Genomic DNA, 17,398 nt, shown 5'->3' with positions numbered 1-17,398 from the left:
CGATAGAGTCCATGGTCCTCAAGCAGCGAGCCGCCGCGCGGCGAGCGATAGGGCCCAGCAAGGATGAGTTCTCATGGCCGACGCCTATATCTTCGACGCCGTTCGCACGCCGCGCGGCAAGGGCAAGAAGGACGGCTCGCTGCACGAGATCACGGCCCTGAGTCTCGCCTCCCAAGTGCTGGAGGCGTTGCGCGAGCGCAATGAGCTCGACACCTCCAAGGTCGACGACGTCATCCTGGGCTGCGTCGCCCCGATCGGCGAGCAGGGCGCCGACATCGCCCGCACCGCCGTGCTTAACGCCGGCTGGAGCCAGCAGACGGCGGGCGTCCAGATCAACCGCTTCTGCGCTTCGGGCCTCGAGGCCGTGAATATGGCGGCGGCCAAGGTGAAGGCCGGCGAGGCCGACTTCGCCGTCGGCGGAGGGGTCGAGTCCATGAGCCGGGTGCCGATGGGTTCGGACGGCGGCGCCTGGCCGGTCGATCCGTCCTCGGCCTTTCCGACCTATTTCGTGCCCCAGGGCGTCTCGGCCGACATGATCGCCACCAAATGGGGCTTTTCCCGCGACGACGTCGACGCCTATTCGGTCGAGAGCCACAAGCGCGCCGCCCGCTCGTGGGAAGAAGGCCGGTTCAAGAACTCGGTGGTGCCGGTGAAGAACCAGCTGGGCCTGGTTCAGCTGGACCGCGACGAGACTGTGCGCCCCAACACCGACATGCAGACCCTGGGCGGGCTGAACCCCTCCTTCGCCATGATGGGCGAGATGGCCTTCGATGCGGTGATCAACCAGCGCTACCCCGAGGTCGAGCGGGTCAATCACGTCCATACCCCGGGCAATTCCTCGGGCATCGTCGACGGCGCGGCCGGTGTGCTGATCGGCACGCTGGAGGCCGGCAAGGCGCTGGGCCTCAAGCCCCGCGCGCGGATCAAGGGAGCAGCCTCGATCGGCTCGGAACCGTCGATCATGCTGACCGGCCCGGAGTTTGTGGCCAACAAGCTGCTCGGCAAGCTGGGCATGGCCAAGTCCGACATCGACCTGTGGGAGCTGAACGAGGCCTTCGCCGCCGTCGTCCTGCGCTTCATGCAGGCCTTGGACATCCCCCATGACCAGATCAACGTCTGCGGCGGGGCCATCGCCATGGGCCATCCCCTGGGCGCCACCGGGGCCATGATCACCGGCGTGGTGCTGGACGAGCTTGAGCGCTCGAACAAGGAAACCGCCCTGATCACCCTGTGCATCGGCGGCGGCATGGGCACCGCCACCGTCATCGAACGCGTCTGATTTTCGTCGAGCGCGGCAGCGCTCAAAGGGGTTCGTCACGACGGTCACAACGAGGTCACGACGATCACAACGCGCGCCGCTACCGTCGTGCTCTCCGTGCCCCCGTCGTGTTCGTTGTGATGAACCAACTGCGGTCAGCCCGGCGCTGACGTTCTAGAATGAAGGGCCTTCGGCCGATGGAAAACTTCAAGATCGACGTCGACGCCGACGGCATTGCGCTCATCACCTTCGACGTGCCGAGGCGGTCGATGAACACTCTGACCTCCGGCGTCATGAAGGAGATTCCCGAATGGGTCGAACGGGTGAAGACCGACGACGCCATCAAGGGCGCGGTCCTGACCTCGGGCAAGGCTTCGGGCTTCTGCGCCGGCGCGGACCTGGGCGACATGGCCTCGGGCATGCTGGGCGGGTCGGACCTGCAAGCGGCCTATGACGCGGGCTGGCGGCTGAACGGCGCCCTGCGAGCCCTCGAGACCTGCGGCAAGCCGATCGCCGCCGCCATCAACGGCCTGGCCCTGGGCGGCGGGCTCGAACTGACCCTCGCCTGCCACTACCGGGTGACCGAGAACGACAACAAGATCCAGCTGGGCCTGCCCGAGATCAAGGTCGGCCTGTTCCCCGGCGGCGGCGGCACCCAGCGCCTGACCCGTCTGATCGGCGTGCAGGCGGCCATGATGGCCATGAGCGAGGGCAAGTCCTTCCGCCCCAACGACGCCAAAAGCGCCGGGATCGTCCATGACGTCGTGGAGAAGGGTCAGTCGGTCGAGGCCGCCAAGGCCTGGGTCAAGGGCGGCGGCAAGGCCGTCCAGCCGTGGGACGAGAAGAGCTTCAAACTGCCCGGCGGCGGCCCCTATCACCCGGCCGGCATCCAGAACTTTCTGGTCGGCAACGCCATGATCAGGAAGCAGAGCTGGGGCAACTATCCCGCCGTCACCAATCTGATGAAGGCCGTCTATGAAGGCGTGCAGGTGCCGATGGACGCCGCTTTGCGCATCGAGACGCGCTATTTCATCAAGACCCTGATGACGCCGCAGGCCCAGGGAATGATCCGGTCGCTGTTCCTGTCGAAACAGGAGCTGGACAAGGGCGCCGTCCGGCCGGCCGATCAGCCCAAGTCCGACCCCAAGAAGGTCGCGGTCCTCGGCGCCGGCATGATGGGCGCCGGCATCGCCTATGTGCAGGCCATGGCCGGCATCGAGACCATCCTGATCGACCGCGACCAGGCCGCCGCCGACAAGGGCAAGGCCCATGTCGAGGAGCTGCTGAAGAAGCGCCTGTCGCGCGGGCAGCTGACCCAAGAGAAGTTTGACGCCCTGCTCGGCTCCATCACCGCCACCACCGACTACGACCTGATCAAGGGCTCGGACCTGGTCATCGAGGCGGTGTTCGAGAACCGCGAGCTCAAGGCCGAGGTGACCAGGCGCGCCGAGGCCATGCTCGAGCCCGGCGCCGTATTCGGCTCCAATACCTCCACCCTGCCGATCACCGGCCTGGCCGAGGCCAGCGCCCGGCCCGAGGACTTCATCGGCATCCACTTCTTCTCGCCCGTCGACAAGATGATGCTGGTCGAGATCATCCGAGGCGAAAGGACCGGCCCGGCGGCTCTGGCCAAGGCGCTGGATTACGTCATGAAGATCCGGAAGACGCCGATCGTCGTCGAGGACGGCCGCGGCTTCTACACCTCGCGCTGCTTCGCGACCTATGTCGCCGAGGGCCTGGCCATGCTGGAGGAGGGCTACGCCCCGGCCTTGATCGACAACATCGGCCGCATGACCGGCATGCCGCGCGGTCCGCTGGAGATGCACGACGACGTGGCTCTGGATCTTTCGCTGAAGGTGGCGAAGCAGACGCAGGCCGATCTCGGCGACGCCTATCAGCCGCTGCCGGGATCCGAGATCGTCCGCAAGATGGTCGAGGACCTGGGCCGCTATGGCCGCAAGAACGGCAAAGGCTTCTACGACTACGACCAGAAGCCGAAAAAACTCTGGTCCGGCCTGGGCGACCTGGCCCCCGTCACCATCGACGACTCGACACCCGAACTTGTCGAGGATCAGAAGCGCCGGCTGCTGTACCGCCAGGCCATCGAGGTGGCGCGGTGCTGGGAGGAAGGCGTCATCGACGACCCGCGCGAGGCGGATGTCGGGGCCATCCTGGCCTGGGGCTTCGCGCCCTGGACCGGCGGCCCGATTACCATGATCGACCAGATCGGCGTGGCGAAATTCGTCGAACAGGCCGACGCCTACGCCGCCAAGTACGGCGAGCGCTTCACCCCGCCGCAGCTGCTGCGCAACATGGCGGCCAAGAGCGAGACCTTCTACGGCAACTTCGCCGGACAGAAGCAGGCGGCCTGACGCTCTAGACAAGAACGGCGGCTCCGAGGAGCCGCCGTTTTCACGTCGAAATCCTGGACGGAATCAGCTGCTGAATTCGTGGACCGTGCCGTCGAGCTCGCACATGTTCACGCGCTCGATGTAGGTGTCGCCGTCGTCGAATTCGTAGGCGAAGTCATACATGCAGCCTTCGAGCCCATCGTCGATGGTGATCTCGACGGTGTCCCCGGTGCCGATCACCCCGGTCAGGATGTCGTCGCTCCAATCGTCGTCCGAGGATTGGCCATAATAGATCGCGGTGATGACATACTCGCTGTTGTTCTCGATCGAGAACGACAGCGACTCGGTCTGGGCCGAAGCCGAGCCGGAGACGGCCAAGGCGGCGAGCGCGCCGATGGCGAGGGTTCGAAATTTCATTGCGATGTTTTCCCCCGACGCGCCCAATGCGCGCCGAAGTGTCTAGAGGTGGCACGAAATTTCGCGTTAGGGAACAGGGATATGTGTTGAATACGATGTCGACAGTCTCGGTGTAGAGACAGCCACCACGCTCAGTGAAAATCCCTCGAGCCCGGCAGGATGCGGACATCGCGTGGGTGTCGATGGCCGGGTCGGAAGGAGCCGTGGGGACCGTAGGATTCGTCAGCGCGCGACAGCTGGATTTCCGCGACATGGTCCTCGGACAGTCGCGCCAGTTCGTCGGACCTATCGAACACTCGGCGGACCATGACGTGGACAACGCCCTCGACGCTCTTCTCCACGACGCCTTCGACCTCCATCAGCCGCGCGCTCATCACCTCGCGGCGGAATTCCTCGAAGGTCCGAGCCCACAGGACGACATTGGTGATGCCGGTCTCGTCCTCCAGGGTCACGAAGATGGCGTTGCCCTTGCCAGGCCTCTGACGCACCAGGACAACGCCGGCGACGCGCACGAGCGAGCCGCTCCGCCGGGCTTCCGCCGCCTGACAGCTCATCACCCGCTCCGCGTCGAAAACGGGTCTGAGGATCTGCATGGGGTGGGCCTTCAGCGACAGGCGCGTGGTCTGGTAGTCGGCCGCGACATGTTCGCCCAGCGGCATGGTCGGCAGGCGGGCGTCGGGCTCGGAGCCGAGTTCGCGCGCCCCTCGCTCGCGCGCCTCGGCGGCGGCGAACAGCGGCAGGGGATCGTCGTCGGGCAGTCGCCGGACCGCCCACAGCGCCTCGCGCCGATCCAGTCCCAGAGAGCGGAAGGCGTCAGCGTCCGCCAGTTTGCGCATCGCCGCCGCCGGCAGGCGCGCCCGCCGCGCCAGGCTCTCGACATCGATGAAAGCGCCCGCCTCCCGCGCCGCCGCCAGATCATCGGCCCAGGCTTCACGAAACCCGTCGATCTGGCGCAGGCCCAGCCGCAGGGCCGGCTCGCCGCCGGTCGGTTCCAGGCGGTTGTCCCAGGTGCTGTACGACACATCGATCGGGCGGATTTCGACCCCGCCGATCTCGTTCGCCTCGCGCACGATCTGGGCCGGGGCGTAGAAGCCCATCGGCTGGCTGTTCAGCAGGGCGCAGGCGAAGGCGGCTGGGTGGTGTCGCTTGATCCACGAGGAGACATAGACCAGCAGGGCGAAGGAGGCGGCGTGGCTCTCCGGGAAGCCGTAGGAGCCGAAGCCCTTGATCTGCTCGAAGCATCTCTGAGCGAAGGCGGCGTCGTAGCCGCGCGCGATCATGCGGCCGACGAAGCGCGTCTCATAGGTGTGCAGGGTGCCGTCACCGCGAAAAGTGCCCATGGCCTTGCGCAGGCCGTTGGCCTCGGCGTCGTTGAACTGGGCCGCCACCATCGCCACCCGCATGGCCTGCTCCTGAAATAGCGGTACGCCCAGGGTCTTCTCCAGCACCCGCCGCAGTTCGTCCGGCGGGCCATGCTGGGGCGAAGGGCCGGACAGGTCGACCTCCTCCAGGCCGTTGCGACGCCGCAGATAGGGATGGACCATGTCGCCCTGGATCGGGCCGGGCCGGACGATGGCCACCTGGATGACCAGGTCATAGAGCCGGCGGGGCTTGAGGCGCGGCAGCATGTTGATCTGGGCGCGGCTCTCAACCTGGAAGACGCCGATCGACTGGCCCCGACACAACATGTCGTAAACTTGCGGGTCGTCCTGCGGGATGGTGTGCAGCGCCTGATCGACACCCTGATGCTCGCGGATCAGATCGAACGCCTTGCGGATGCAGGTCAGCATGCCCAGCGCCAAGACATCGACCTTCATCAGGCGCAGGTCGTCGATGTCGTCCTTGTCCCATTCGATGAAGGTGCGGTCGGGCATGGCGGCGTTGTGGATGGGGACCATCTCGTCCAGCCGGTCCTGGGTCAGGACGAAGCCGCCGACGTGCTGGCTGAGATGACGGGGAAAGTTGAGCAGGCGCGAGGCCATCGCGACGGCGCGGGCGATCGTCGGATTGGCGGCGTCCAGACCGGCCTGGGACACGTGTTTCTCGCCGATCTCGGAGCCCCAGCTTCCCCAATGGCTGCCGGCCAGGCGCGCGGTGACATCCTCGCTCAGGCCCAGCGCCTTGCCGGCCTCGCGGATGGCGCTGCGCGGGCGGAAATGGATGACGGTCGAGGCGATGCCGGCGCGGTGGCGGCCATAGCGCTCATAGATGTGCTGGATGATCTCCTCGCGCCGCTCGTGCTCGAAATCGACGTCGATGTCGGGCGGCTCGTCGCGGTCCTCGGACAGAAAGCGCTCGAACAGCAGTTCGGACTCGGCCGGATCGACCGAGGTGATGCCCAGCACGTAACAGACCGCTGAATTGGCGGCTGAACCCCGCCCCTGGCACAGGATGCGCTTGTCCTTGGCCACGCGGACGATGTCGTAGATGGTCAGGAAATAGGGGGAGATGTCCTTGCGGCCGATGAAGGCGAGCTCCTTGCGCAGCAACGCGCCCAGCTTGGCGGGGACATCGCCTCCATAGCGTTCGTTAGCGTGTTTCCAGGTCAGCTCCTCCAGCCACGACTGGGGTTGGCGCCCGGGTGGAATGGGCTCCTCCGGATACTGATAGGCGAGGTCCGACAGGTCGAAGATCACACGCGCCAGCAGGTCGGTCGTCTCCACCACCGCCTCGGGCGCGTCGCGGAACAGGCGCCGCATCTCGCCGACGGGTTTCAGGTGGCGTTCGGCGTTGGCCAGCAGCCGGCGGCCGGCGGCCTGGATGGTTGTCCCTTCGCGGATGCAGCTCAACACGTCCTGCAGGTCGCGCTGGTCTGGGTCGTGATAGAGGGCGTCGTTCGTGGCCAGCAGCGGAACCCCGACGCGCTCGGCCATTGCCTTCAGCCGGGCCAGCCGACGCCGATCGTCGCCGCGCCTCAGCATGGCGGCGCCCAGCCAGACCGCGCCGGGCGCCCCCTCGGCCACCCGGGCCAGCACCGCCTCGAAACCGGTCAGCCGATCCGGCGGCATGACGATCAGCAGCATGTCCTCGGGCGCGGCCAAGAGGTCTCGCAGGCCGATCTCGCATTCGCCCTTCTTCGCCCGGCGATTGCCGAGGGTCAGTAGCCGGGTCAGCCGACCCCAGCCGGCGCGGGTCTCCGGATAGGCCAGGATGTCCGGCGTCCCGTCGTTGAAGACCAGCCGCGCGCCCAGGATCAGCCGAAAATCCCGGGCCCGGCGTTTGACCTCCTCGGAGAGGGCCGGATCGATGGTGTGGTCCTCCTCGACCGCCACCTCTCCGGGGCCGGAGCCTTCTCGTCTCAGGTCGGGCGGCAAGAGGCCGTGTTCGCGCAGGGCCTTCAGCGCGCTCCAGGCCCGGACTACTCCGGCCACGGTGTTGCGGTCGGCCAGCCCCATGCCGGCATGGCCGCGCAGGATCGCCGTCGCCACCATCTGCTTGGGCGAGGAGGCTCCGCGCAGGAAGGAAAAGTTGCTGGTCACCGCCAACTCGGCATAGGAGTCCGGCGGGTCGATCAGCTCCTGGAGTTCAGGTGGCCGCCCGGTCACGGGAACAGCCCGTGGATAAACCAGCGCGGCCCCTCCGCATCGCCGTACTGGCCCTGGCGGAACAGCCAGAAGCGGCGGCCCTCGCGGTCCTCGACGCGGTAATAGTCGCGGGTGCGCTGGGTTCGACTGCGCCACCATTCGCCGGCGATCCGCTCGGGCCCCTCTGCTCGGGCCACGTCATGCACCACCCGCCGCCAGCGAAAGCGGAAGGGATGGCCGTCGGGCGCCTCGGCCACGGCTTCGACCGGTTGGGGCGGGACGAACAGCTGCAGGGGGCGCGACGGCGGGTCGTCGGGCGCGGGCTGGGGCCAGGCGACGCCCTCCCCCGCCTCTTCGGCGCCGACCAGAACGGCCGCCCGTTCCGGCAGGTGCGAGCCTTGCGACCGGAACCGCAGCACCGCCGCCTCGCCCAGCCGCGCCGTCAGCCGGTCGATCAGAGGGGCCAGATCGGGGGTCTCGGGGTCGAGAAGACCGGCGCCGCCCGCCTGTAGCCGGGCCTGACGTTCGATCAGCGGCGCGATCAGGGGCACCGCGAGGCGCAGTTGATCAAAGCCGAACCCGGGGTCTAGCGGGGCCGGCAGGGCCGCCAGTTTCTCGCGAAACAGTCTCAGCACCGCCGCCGCGTCGCGGGTCGGGCGGCCGGTGCGGACCGTGACCCGGCGCACCTGGCCGTCGACCCGCCAGAAGCCGGCTTGAAAGGCGCGCCCACCCTGACCGTTGCGCTCCAGCCAGACGGTGGTTTCGGCCAGCAGATCGCCCAGCACCCGCTCGATATCGGCCGTCTCGGTGATCGGCTCGACCAGCCGTCGGTCGTGGACACAGGGGGGCGGCGGGCGGTGCGGTGTGATGCGGATGTCGGCCTCGCTCAGAATCCGGGCCAGCCTCTGGGGAAAATCCGCCCCAAAGCGGGCGGCCAGGGGCGCGCGCGGCCGGTCGTCCAGATCGCCGATCCGTTTCAGCCCGGCCCGCTTCAGGGCGGTGGCGTCGCGCGGATCGAGCTCCAGCGCCTCGACCGACAGGGCCCGCACCGCCGCACGCGCCTCGGCGCGACCGAACCGGCCGCCATTGCCGAAACGGGCCAGCGCCCGCGCCGCCTGAGACGTGGGGGCCAGGGCCAGCCGCGTGGTCAGGCCCAGGGCGTCGGCCCGGACCGCAACTTGTTTCATCAGCCCCGCCTCGCCCCCGAACAGGTGGGCGCAGCCGGTGACGTCCAGCATCAGGCCATGCGGCGCGTCGCGCGCGATCATCGGGGTGAAGCGGCCGAAATCCTCCAGCAGTCGGGTCAAAAAGGCGTCGTCCTCGCCCGGCTGATGAGGCCAGGCCTCCAGGGTCGGAACCCGCGCCTGGGCGTCGGCGAGGGCCAGGCCGGGTTCGAGGCCGGCCCTCTGGGCCGTGACGTCGGCGGCGGTGATCCTGAGCGCGCCCCGGTCCTTGTCGACCAGCACCAGCGGCCGACCGTCAGCCGGCGCGGCGCAGGCCCTCCCCAGGCGCGGATGCGTGGCCCGCTCGGTCGGCAGGACGGGAAACCAGACCGCCAGATAGCGGCGGCGGGGCGATGAACGACCGTTGCTCACGGTCCCACTCCATGATCCAGGTTCGGGGGGCGACGCCGCCCCGGTGACGAATGAGGGCCGCCTCGACGGCCGGATGACCGGGCGCTCCGGCCTCAAGCGGCGCGCTAGAGGCCGCCCGAACGCGCCAGCGAGTTTCGGCCGCGCCGGGCGTGGGATCCGCCCCGGCCCGCACCAGCATCAGGGTCCGCCCCGCCGTCCGGGCCGCCATCGCCAGGCGGCGGCTGGCGGTCAGGGAAAAGACTTTCGACTCGCCCCAGGCCCCCAGCACCACCGCCCCCACCGCCGGGCTGGCCAGAGCCTCCTCGCCCACGCCCAGCAGGGCGGCGGCGTCGCGCACCTCGACCAGCAGCACCCGCTCGGGATCCAGGCCCAGCTCGGCCAGACCAGGGCCGTAAGGACGGCCGATCTCGCGCCGCGATCCCTCGTCCAGCCCCCAGATCAGCGGTCGTCGCTCCCCCGTCGCCTGGGCCGCGCGCCAGGCCAGGCCCAGGGCGAAGCCCAGGGCTGCGGGCGCGTCACCCCCCGCCCCGGCATAGAGATCATGCAGGGACGCCGCGCCCAGCCCGCCGCCCAGGTGGTCGTCCAGAGACGCCAGACCCGTGGCGAACCGGCCCCCCCCGACATCGTGTCCCGACGTCGCGGCAAGCGCCGGCGCCAGCGCGCGCAGCGCCTCGAGCTGATCAGAGGATGCCAGTTTGTTCCGCATTTGTTCTCATACGCCGCCTGTCGCGACGAAGAGTCAAGCGCGACCGCGCGGCCCTCGGATGAAAGGCCGGCGCGGCGGGATTTCAGACAGTTGGGACTCTCAGCGGGCTCCGCCGGCGACGGCCGAACCACCGCCCTGAGCCAGGCGCAGGGCGCCTTCACCGACCTGCTGGCCAGCCTCGGCCGCGTTCTTGTAGACGAAGCCATAGGTCGGATAGACGCTGGTGCCCAGGTCGCGGATGGGGCTGTACCAGACCTTGACCTGGCTCCAGTCGCCGGACCCGGAGACATCGACCACGGTGACGTTTTCCTCGACCTTGCCGCGGCTGCCGCCCCAGTTGGCGTGGGTGACGCGGATCACCCGGTCGGTCAGGATGTCGGAGACGACGGCGACGTGGCCCCGGCTCATCCGACCCGAGGGCTGGAACACCAGAACCGAGCCCTGTTCAGGCGCGTCGCCGGTGCGGAACTTGTCGACCGCCTGCCGCCACCAGGTCCAGGCGTCGCCGAAGATCTGGATGCCCGACAGCATGCGGGCGAAGGTCACGCACTGCCAGTACGGGTCGTCGGCTCTGGCGGTCTGAGGGGCGGCGACGATGGACAAACCAAGTGTCGCCGCAACCAATGCGGCCGTGAGCCGTTTCATCATTACGCCGTTCCCCGACTACAAACGCGTGGGCTAAGGCGTACACCATGATTCCGAGGTGTTGAAGAGCCGTTTACACGGACTGTTGCGCGATGTTTCCCGGCTGCGATCGCAACGCCCGGCGGCTTTCCATTCCCCGCATCCACCGACGGGCCGGGCGTTCGACCAGATGATGGGCCACCATGGCCACCGGCACGATGGCCGCGACCAGCGCGCTCCACACAAGAATGTGAAGTCGTCCGTCAACGCCGAACCCCATCCTCTCGGCCAAATTCACCGCCACCAGCTGCCAGGGAATGGCGACCATATAGACGGCGTAGCTGACCTCACCGAGATAGACGGCGGGCCTGGACTCCATAACGCCGGCGCGGCCGTCGTCGAGGCTGGCCAGGGCCAGGATCAGCGGGGCGAACAGGGCGACGATGATCCCGTCCCACAGCCCGCCGAGCGCCGCCAGCGCGATGCACCCGGTCAGGAGCAAGGCTGCCGCGCCGGAACGCGGCATCGGTCCCCGGCGGTGAATCAGATAGGCGAAACAACCCAGCAGGAAGCAGGGCACGATCCTGAGCGCGCCCCACTGGAAGGTGGCGGCGGTCAGGGCGAAACCGGCCACCGCCTCGAACACCGCATAGGTGGCCATCAGCGCCAGGGTCGCGGCGCCCAGCGCCAGGCGCGGCCGCCCGGCGACGCGCATGGCCACGGCCGCGAAGGCGGGAAAGGACAGATAGGCGAACCACTCCGCCGACACCGACCATGACGGATGGTTGAAGGCGGCCGAGGGGCTGAAGCCCCAGGCATGGGTCATGGTCAGATGCGCCGGCAGGGCCATCCAGTCGATCAGACCGCCCGCGACGTCCATGCCGGCGAAGGCGGCCGCGAGCCCCAGGGCGATGACCCCGAACAGTGTGGCCAGATGCAGCGGCCAGACCCGCGCCAACCGCGCCCACAGAAAGGATCCATAGCGGAACCGTCCCTCCTCGGCCGCCGCCAGATAGACGTGGCACAGGATGAAGCCCGACAGCACGAAGAACAGCTCGACCCCCAGATAGCCCTTCTGCACCAGGCCCGAGGTCCAGCTCGTGTCCAGGTTCGGCCACCAGGCGTAGAACACCACCCAAAGGGCGGCGAGGAATCGCATGGAGGTCAGGGGCTTCAGATGGGCGGGGGCGGGCGGATTCATGTGTTCGGCCTTCTGCTCGCGCCCCGCATAACCCCGTCGTGCTTTCGGGGCCGTAAAGGGACGCGCAGAAAAACGAGCAAGGCCCGTGCCGAACGACATCCTCTTTGCGCTGGCTCGTGCGGGCGCCGCCGCGCTAGATCGCCACATGGCTGAGCCGAAACCCCTGACCGAGCCCCAGGCCCGCGATCGCCACGCGGAGCTGGCCGCCGAGATCGCCCGCCACGACGCCCTTTATCACGCCGAGGACGCGCCGGAGATTTCCGACGCCGACTACGACGCATTGCGCCGCGAACTGCTCGACCTGGAGGCCGCTCATCCGACCCTGGCGGCGGCCGATGGCCCGGCGAAACAGATCGGCGCCGCGCCCTCGACCCAGTTTGCGCCGGTCCGCCACGGCGTGCCGATGCTGTCGCTCGACAACGCCTTTGACGAGGGCGAGGCGCGTGACTTCGCGGCCCGGGTGGCGCGGTTCCTGAAACTGCCGACCGAGGAGCCGGTGGCCTTCGTGGCCGAGCCCAAGATCGACGGCCTGTCGGCCAGCCTGCGCTATGAGAGCGGCGTGCTGGTGCGCGGCGCAACGCGCGGCGACGGCCGGACCGGCGAGGATGTCACCGCCAATCTGCGCACCCTCGACGAGATTCCCGAACGACTGTCGGGCAAGGGCTGGCCCGAGATGATCGAGGTGCGCGGCGAGGTCTATGTCTCGAACGCCGACTTCGAGGCCTTCAACCAGGCGGCGGTGGAGGCGGGGTCGCGGACCTACGCCAACCCCCGGAACTTCGCAGCCGGGTCGCTGCGCCAGAAGAACCCGGAGATCAGCCGGGCGCGCCCCCTGCGCTTTTTCGCCTACGCTTGGGGCGAATCTTCGGACGATTTCGCTGAGACTCAATGGGGGGCTCTGCAAAAGCTTCGCGACTGGGGTTTCCCGGTCAATGACCGTGCCGAGCGTGTCGAGGACGCGGAAGGGTTGATCGCCATCTATCGCGGACTGGAGCGCGACCGGGCGGCGCTGGGCTATGACATCGACGGGGTGGTCTACAAGGTCGATCGGCTGGACTGGCAGAAGCGCTTGGGCTTTGTCGCCCGCAGCCCGCGCTGGGCCATCGCCCACAAGTTCGCCGCCCAGCAGGCCACCACCGTGCTTGAGGGTATCGACATCCAGGTCGGCCGCACCGGCAGCCTGACGCCGGTGGCGCGGCTGCATCCGGTCACCGTCGGCGGCGTGGTGGTCAGGAACGCCACCCTGCACAATGAGGACGAGATCGCGCGCAAGGACGTCCGCGTCGGCGACACCGTCACCCTGCAACGCGCCGGCGATGTGATTCCGCAGATCGTCGGCGTGGTTGACGCCGACCGCCCGGATCGTGGCCCGGCCTATGTGTTTCCCACTGAATGCCCGGTGTGCGGCTCCGAGGCCGTGCGCGAGGAGGGCGAGGCGCGGCGGCGCTGCACCGGCGGCCTGATCTGCGACGCCCAGATCGTCGAGCGGCTGAAGCATTTCGTGTCTCGCCGCGCCTTCGACATCGAGGGCCTGGGCGAAAAACAACTGATCGCCTTTCACCAGCGCAGCTGGCTCAAGGAGCCGGCCGACATCTTCCGCCTGGCGAAGGACGAGGCGCGGCTGGACGAACTGCGGACCGAGGACGGCTATGGCGACTTGAGCGTCCGTAACCTGGTCGCCGGCATCGAGGCCCGGCGCGTTATCGCCCTGGAACGGCTGATCTTCGCCCTGGGCATTCGCGAGATCGGCGAACAGACCTCGCTGCTGCTGGCCCGCGAATTCGGCGACTGGAAAAGCTTCCATGCCGCCGCGCTGGAGGCGTCCGAGGGCGTGCCGTCGCCCGAATGGTCGCGCCTGTCTGAAACCCATGCGGTGTCGCCGCGCGTCATGGCCATCCTGGCCGAGGCGACGCCGCCCGCGACGGACCCCTGGCCCGACGCGCCGCTGGATCAGAAGATCGCCCTCGCCTTTCCCGGTCTCGCCGCCCCTGCCCGGCGTGGGCTGGCTGCGCTGGCCTCCGAGTGGGCCGGGATCGTCGAGCTGACGCGCGTGGCGCGCGAGGATGGGCCGCACCCGACGTTGAACCGGATCGCCGGAGTGGCTGGGGTCGGCCCGGTGGCCGCACGCGCCATCGCCGAATTCTTCCACGAGCCGCACAACCGCGCGGTGGTCGAGACCCTGGTCGCCGAACTGAAGACCATCGAGGACGCCGAACGCCCCCAGGCCGACAGCCCGGTCAGCGGCAAGACGGTGGTGTTCACCGGCAGTCTGGAGCGCTTCACCAGAGACGAGGCCAAGGCCCGCGCCGAAAGCCTGGGCGCCAAGGTTTCGGGCTCGGTGTCGAAGAAGACCGATTATGTCGTGGCCGGTCCCGGCGCGGGATCTAAACTGGCCGACGCCGAAAAGCACGGCGTCACAGTGCTGACCGAGGAGGCGTGGCTGGACCTGATTGGCGGCTGAGGCCGATCAGGCGGCGGCGTCCTCACGGTCGGCGATCATCGGCCTGAGGTCCAGTTGCGCGAACAGGGCTGTGTCCGCGTCCTCTCCCGCGTTGGGCGCGGTCAGCAACTTGCCGCCGACGAAGATGGAATTGGCACCAGCCAGGAAGCACAGCGCCTGTGTCTCCACGCTCATCGACTCGCGCCCGGCCGACAGCCGAACCACCGAGCGCGGACAGACCAGACGAGCCACCGCCACGGTGCGCACGAACTCGATCGGATCGATGGTGGGGGATGCGCCCGCCCGGTCACCCAGAGGGGTGCCGGCCACGGGCGCCAGGGCGTTGACCGGCAGGCTGTCCGGGTGAACCGGCAAGGTGGCCAGGGCGTGCAGCAGGCCGGCGCGGTCACGGCGACTCTCACCCATGCCGACGATGCCGCCGCAGCAGGTCTTCATCCCCGCCGCCCGGACATGGTCCAGGGTGTCGAGCCGGTCCTGGTAGGTCCGGGTGGTCACCACCTCGGCGTAATATTCCGGTCCGGTGTCGAGGTTGTGGTTGTAGAAGTCGAGGCCGGCGGCTTTCAGCTGCCGCGCCTGATCGGCGGTCAGCATTCCCAGGGTGGCGCAGGTCTCCAGACCCAGGGCCTTCACCCCGGCGATCATGGCCGTCAGCCTGGGTGTGTCGCGATCCTTAAGCTCGCGCCACGCCGCGCCCATGCAGAACCGGTCGGCGCCGCCGTCACGCGCGGCGCGGGCCTCGGCGAGCACCGCCTCGGCGTCCATCAGCTTTTCGGCCTTCACCCCTGTCCTGAAGTGGGCCGACTGGGAGCAGTAGCCGCAATTCTCGGCGCATCCGCCTGTCTTGATCGACAGCAGCTGCGCCTTCTGGATTTCCGATGGGTCGAACCACCGCCGGTGCGTGCTTGCCGCCTCGAACACCAGCTCCATGAAGGGTCGCGCAAACAGACCCTCGACCTCGGCGAGCGTCCAGTCGTGGCGCGGCTGGGCGGGATCAGTCGGCGACACGGCGCTCACCGATCGTGCGGTCCAGGAAGTCGAGATAGGTGCGCCACTGCTGCAGCTGGCGCGGGTTGCCGCGCACGCCGTGCCGCTGGCCGGGATAGAGCATCATCTCGAAAGGCACGGAGTCTTCCTGAAGCGCGTCGATCACGCGAGTGGCGTTCTCGAAGATGACGTTGTCGTCGGCCATGCCGTGCAGCAGCAACAGCCGCCCGGTGAGTTGGTCTAGGCGATCGACCACGTCTGAGCGGGCGTAGCCCTCGGCGTTCTCCTGAGGCTTGCCCATGAACCGTTCGGTGTAGTGGGTGTCATACAGGCTCCAGTCGGTCACCGGCGCGCCCGAGATGGCCGAGGTCAGGGCCATGCCCGGTTCGGTCAGCATGTGCAGGGCCATGAAGCCGCCGTAGCTCCAGCCCATCGCCGACATGCGGCTGTCGTCAACATAGGGCTGGTCACGCAGCCAGTTCGCGGCCAGCACCTGATCCTCGACCTCAGGCACGCCCATGCGGTGATACAGCGCCCGCTTGAAGGCCGCCGAGCGGTAACCTTCGCCGCGATTATCCAAACGGAAGACGACATACCCGGCCTCGGTCAGCAGCTGGGTCGTCGGCGGCAGCCAGGCGTTCTTGACGCCCCCGCCAGACGGCCCCCCATAAACCTGCATCACCACCGGATACTGCCGCGACGGGTCGAAGCCCGGCGGCTTGGCCATCATCCAGACCAGCTCCTCACCGTGGCTCTCCAACGTGCCGAACTCGACGTCGGGCCGACGCGAGACATAGGGCCAGAACGGATGGGTCTCATCCAGCCGGTTCTCCTCGATCCAGCGCACGAAGGTTCCGTCGGCCTGATACAGGCCGGTGCGGGCGGGCGTCTCCAGATCGGTGTAGCCGCCGACGAAGGCGGTGCCCGGCCGGTTCATGCTGGCTGACCACCAGCCGCCCTCCGGCGTCACCGCTACCGGGGCGGCGCGACCTTCCAGTGACACGCGGAACAACTGCTGTTCGGTGGGCATCTCTCGGCCATCGCGCATTGAGGCGGTGAAGAAGACCTCGCCGGTCTCCTCGTTGACGCCTTCCAGCGCCTTGACCGGCCAGTCGCCCTCGGTGATCTGGTGAACCACCCGGCCGTTGGCGTCATGCAGATAGAGGTGACGCCAACCGTCCTCTTCCGACGACCAGATGAACCGGCCATCCTGCAGCGCCTTGAAGTCGTGGGTCAGCTCGACCCAGGCGCGGTCGCGCTGGGTGGCGATGACCCGACCCTGGCCTGTGGTCGGATCGACCGCCAGCAGGTCGAGCCGCTTCTGATCGCGCGACTGGCGCTGGACATAGAGGGTGTCGCCGTCCGCGCTCCAGTCCACCCGGGCCAGATAGATGTCGGTGTTGTCGCCCAGGTCGACCTTGACCCGGTCGCCCGAGCGCAGGTCGCGAACATAGAGCTCGACCACCGCATTGGCCTCTCCGGCGCGGGGATAGCGCTGGTCGATCGTCGTCGATCCCTCACCGGAGATGTCCAGCCGCGGGATGACGGCGACCGGGCTCTCGTCGGTGCGCTGCAGGGCGATGAAGCGCTCGTTGGGGCTCCACCAGTAGCCGGTGTCGCGGTCCATCTCCTCCTGGGCGATGAATTCCGCAGTGGCCCAGGTGATGACGCCATCGCCGTCATTGGTGATCGGGGTCTCGGTTCCAGTCGCCAGGTCGAGCACCACCAGATCCTGGTCGCGGACGAAGCTGACGTAATTGCCCTGGGGCGAGACCTTGGCGTCGATCTCATCGGCCTCGGTCTCGGTCAGGCGCCGCACCGACCCGTCGGCGCGCGTCGCCAGGAAGATGTCACCGCCGATCGGCGCCAGGATGTAGCGGCCCTGCTGGTCCCAGGAATACTCCACCACCCCGCTTTGGGAGATGCGCATGCGCTCACGGCGAGCCGTCTCGGCCTCCGACAGTTCGCCTTCGTCGGGCACCAGGGCGCGGGCGTCGATCAGCTTGGTCGGTTCGCCCTGGCCGGTCGGCGCGGCCCACAGGTCCAGCACATTCACGTCGTCCTCACGCGAGCGGAGGAAGGCGACCAGTTCCCCGTCCGGCGACAGGGTGACGCCCCGCGCCACCGGCCCGGCCAGGCTGGGATCGGCGAAGACGCGTTCAGGGGTCAGGATCGCGGGATCGGCGGCCGTCCCGGTCTGGGCCAAGGCCGACCCGGCGATCAGGGAGAGGGCGGAGGCGGCTGTCAGAGCCGAGGTCATCTTGCGCATGCGGCCAA

11 protein-coding genes are annotated in these 17,398 nt (G+C 68.5%); 3 read left to right on the top strand and 8 right to left on the bottom strand.

Going from position 1 to position 17,398, the window contains the following annotated elements; genetic code table 11:
* Positions 1-73: 73 nt before the first annotated feature.
* On the top strand, positions 74-1,279 hold the full coding sequence (locus EES48_RS11985) for an acetyl-CoA C-acetyltransferase (protein WP_122467202.1): 1,206 nt from the start codon (positions 74-76) through the stop codon (positions 1,277-1,279).
* A 176-nt stretch (positions 1,280-1,455) separates the two neighbouring features.
* Positions 1,456-3,630, top strand: a complete 2,175-nt coding sequence (locus EES48_RS11980; RefSeq protein WP_122467608.1) for a 3-hydroxyacyl-CoA dehydrogenase NAD-binding domain-containing protein — start codon at positions 1,456-1,458, stop codon at positions 3,628-3,630.
* Positions 3,631-3,693: 63 nt separating this feature from the next.
* Here EES48_RS11980 and EES48_RS11975 read toward each other — a convergent pair whose 3' ends face one another.
* The 6 genes from EES48_RS11975 to EES48_RS11950 all read right to left on the bottom strand — a co-directional run bounded on the left by EES48_RS11975 (position 3,694) and on the right by EES48_RS11950 (position 11,676).
* Entirely contained in the window at positions 3,694-4,026 is a 333-nt protein-coding gene (locus tag EES48_RS11975; RefSeq protein WP_122467199.1) for a hypothetical protein, read from the bottom strand.
* Between the two features lie 131 nt (positions 4,027-4,157).
* Positions 4,158-7,571, bottom strand: coding sequence for an error-prone DNA polymerase (locus EES48_RS11970; RefSeq protein WP_240623341.1), 3,414 nt, complete (start codon positions 7,569-7,571; stop codon positions 4,158-4,160).
* Positions 7,568-9,145: a Y-family DNA polymerase gene (locus tag EES48_RS11965; protein WP_240623340.1), complete on the bottom strand. Its 1,578-nt coding sequence runs from the start codon at positions 9,143-9,145 to the stop codon at positions 7,568-7,570. The genes EES48_RS11970 and EES48_RS11965 overlap by 4 nt, the downstream gene beginning before the upstream one ends.
* Complete coding sequence (locus tag EES48_RS11960) at positions 9,030-9,851, bottom strand: ImuA family protein (RefSeq protein WP_122467197.1); 822 nt, start codon at positions 9,849-9,851, stop codon at positions 9,030-9,032. Before EES48_RS11960 ends, EES48_RS11965 begins: the two co-directional genes overlap by 116 nt.
* 99 nt (positions 9,852-9,950) lie before the next feature.
* Complete coding sequence (locus EES48_RS11955) at positions 9,951-10,499, bottom strand: CHAP domain-containing protein (protein WP_122467194.1); 549 nt, start codon at positions 10,497-10,499, stop codon at positions 9,951-9,953.
* Positions 10,500-10,569: 70 nt separating this feature from the next.
* Entirely contained in the window at positions 10,570-11,676 is a 1,107-nt protein-coding gene (locus EES48_RS11950; RefSeq protein WP_122467191.1) for an acyltransferase family protein, read from the bottom strand.
* Between the two features lie 145 nt (positions 11,677-11,821).
* On the opposite strand from EES48_RS11950, the gene ligA reads away from it, so the two are divergent.
* Positions 11,822-14,137 (top strand): NAD-dependent DNA ligase LigA, encoded by a 2,316-nt coding sequence (gene ligA, locus EES48_RS11945; protein ID WP_122467593.1) that lies wholly within the window; start codon positions 11,822-11,824, stop codon positions 14,135-14,137.
* 6 nt (positions 14,138-14,143) lie between these two features.
* Here ligA and bioB read toward each other — a convergent pair whose 3' ends face one another.
* Both bioB and EES48_RS11935 read right to left on the bottom strand, forming a co-directional pair.
* On the bottom strand, positions 14,144-15,142 hold the full coding sequence (gene bioB, locus EES48_RS11940) for a biotin synthase BioB (RefSeq protein WP_240623339.1): 999 nt from the start codon (positions 15,140-15,142) through the stop codon (positions 14,144-14,146).
* Positions 15,129-17,390: a S9 family peptidase gene (locus EES48_RS11935; protein ID WP_122467189.1), complete on the bottom strand. Its 2,262-nt coding sequence runs from the start codon at positions 17,388-17,390 to the stop codon at positions 15,129-15,131. The genes bioB and EES48_RS11935 overlap by 14 nt, the downstream gene beginning before the upstream one ends.
* Between the last annotated feature and the right edge of the window lie 8 nt (positions 17,391-17,398).

It is taken from the genome of Brevundimonas lutea (genome assembly GCF_003704105.1).
GTDB lineage: Bacteria > Pseudomonadota > Alphaproteobacteria > Caulobacterales > Caulobacteraceae > Brevundimonas > Brevundimonas lutea.
Note: the sequence above shows the minus strand (reverse complement) of the source record. Positions and strands in the feature narration are given on the sequence as shown.

Excerpts from the sequence above, each read along its gene's own strand:
- EES48_RS11950 (WP_122467191.1), bottom strand. The coding sequence starts at position 11,676 with ATGAATCCGCCCGCCCCCGCCCATCTGAAGCCCCTGACCTCCATGCGA.
- EES48_RS11955 (WP_122467194.1), bottom strand. The coding sequence starts at position 10,499 with ATGATGAAACGGCTCACGGCCGCATTGGTTGCGGCGACACTTGGTTTG.
- ligA (WP_122467593.1), top strand. The coding sequence starts at position 11,822 with ATGGCTGAGCCGAAACCCCTGACCGAGCCCCAGGCCCGCGATCGCCAC.
- EES48_RS11935 (WP_122467189.1), bottom strand. The coding sequence starts at position 17,390 with ATGCGCAAGATGACCTCGGCTCTGACAGCCGCCTCCGCCCTCTCCCTG.
- EES48_RS11980 (WP_122467608.1), top strand. The coding sequence starts at position 1,456 with ATGGAAAACTTCAAGATCGACGTCGACGCCGACGGCATTGCGCTCATC.
- EES48_RS11960 (WP_122467197.1), bottom strand. The coding sequence starts at position 9,851 with ATGCGGAACAAACTGGCATCCTCTGATCAGCTCGAGGCGCTGCGCGCG.
- EES48_RS11975 (WP_122467199.1), bottom strand. The coding sequence starts at position 4,026 with ATGAAATTTCGAACCCTCGCCATCGGCGCGCTCGCCGCCTTGGCCGTC.
- EES48_RS11985 (WP_122467202.1), top strand. The coding sequence starts at position 74 with ATGGCCGACGCCTATATCTTCGACGCCGTTCGCACGCCGCGCGGCAAG.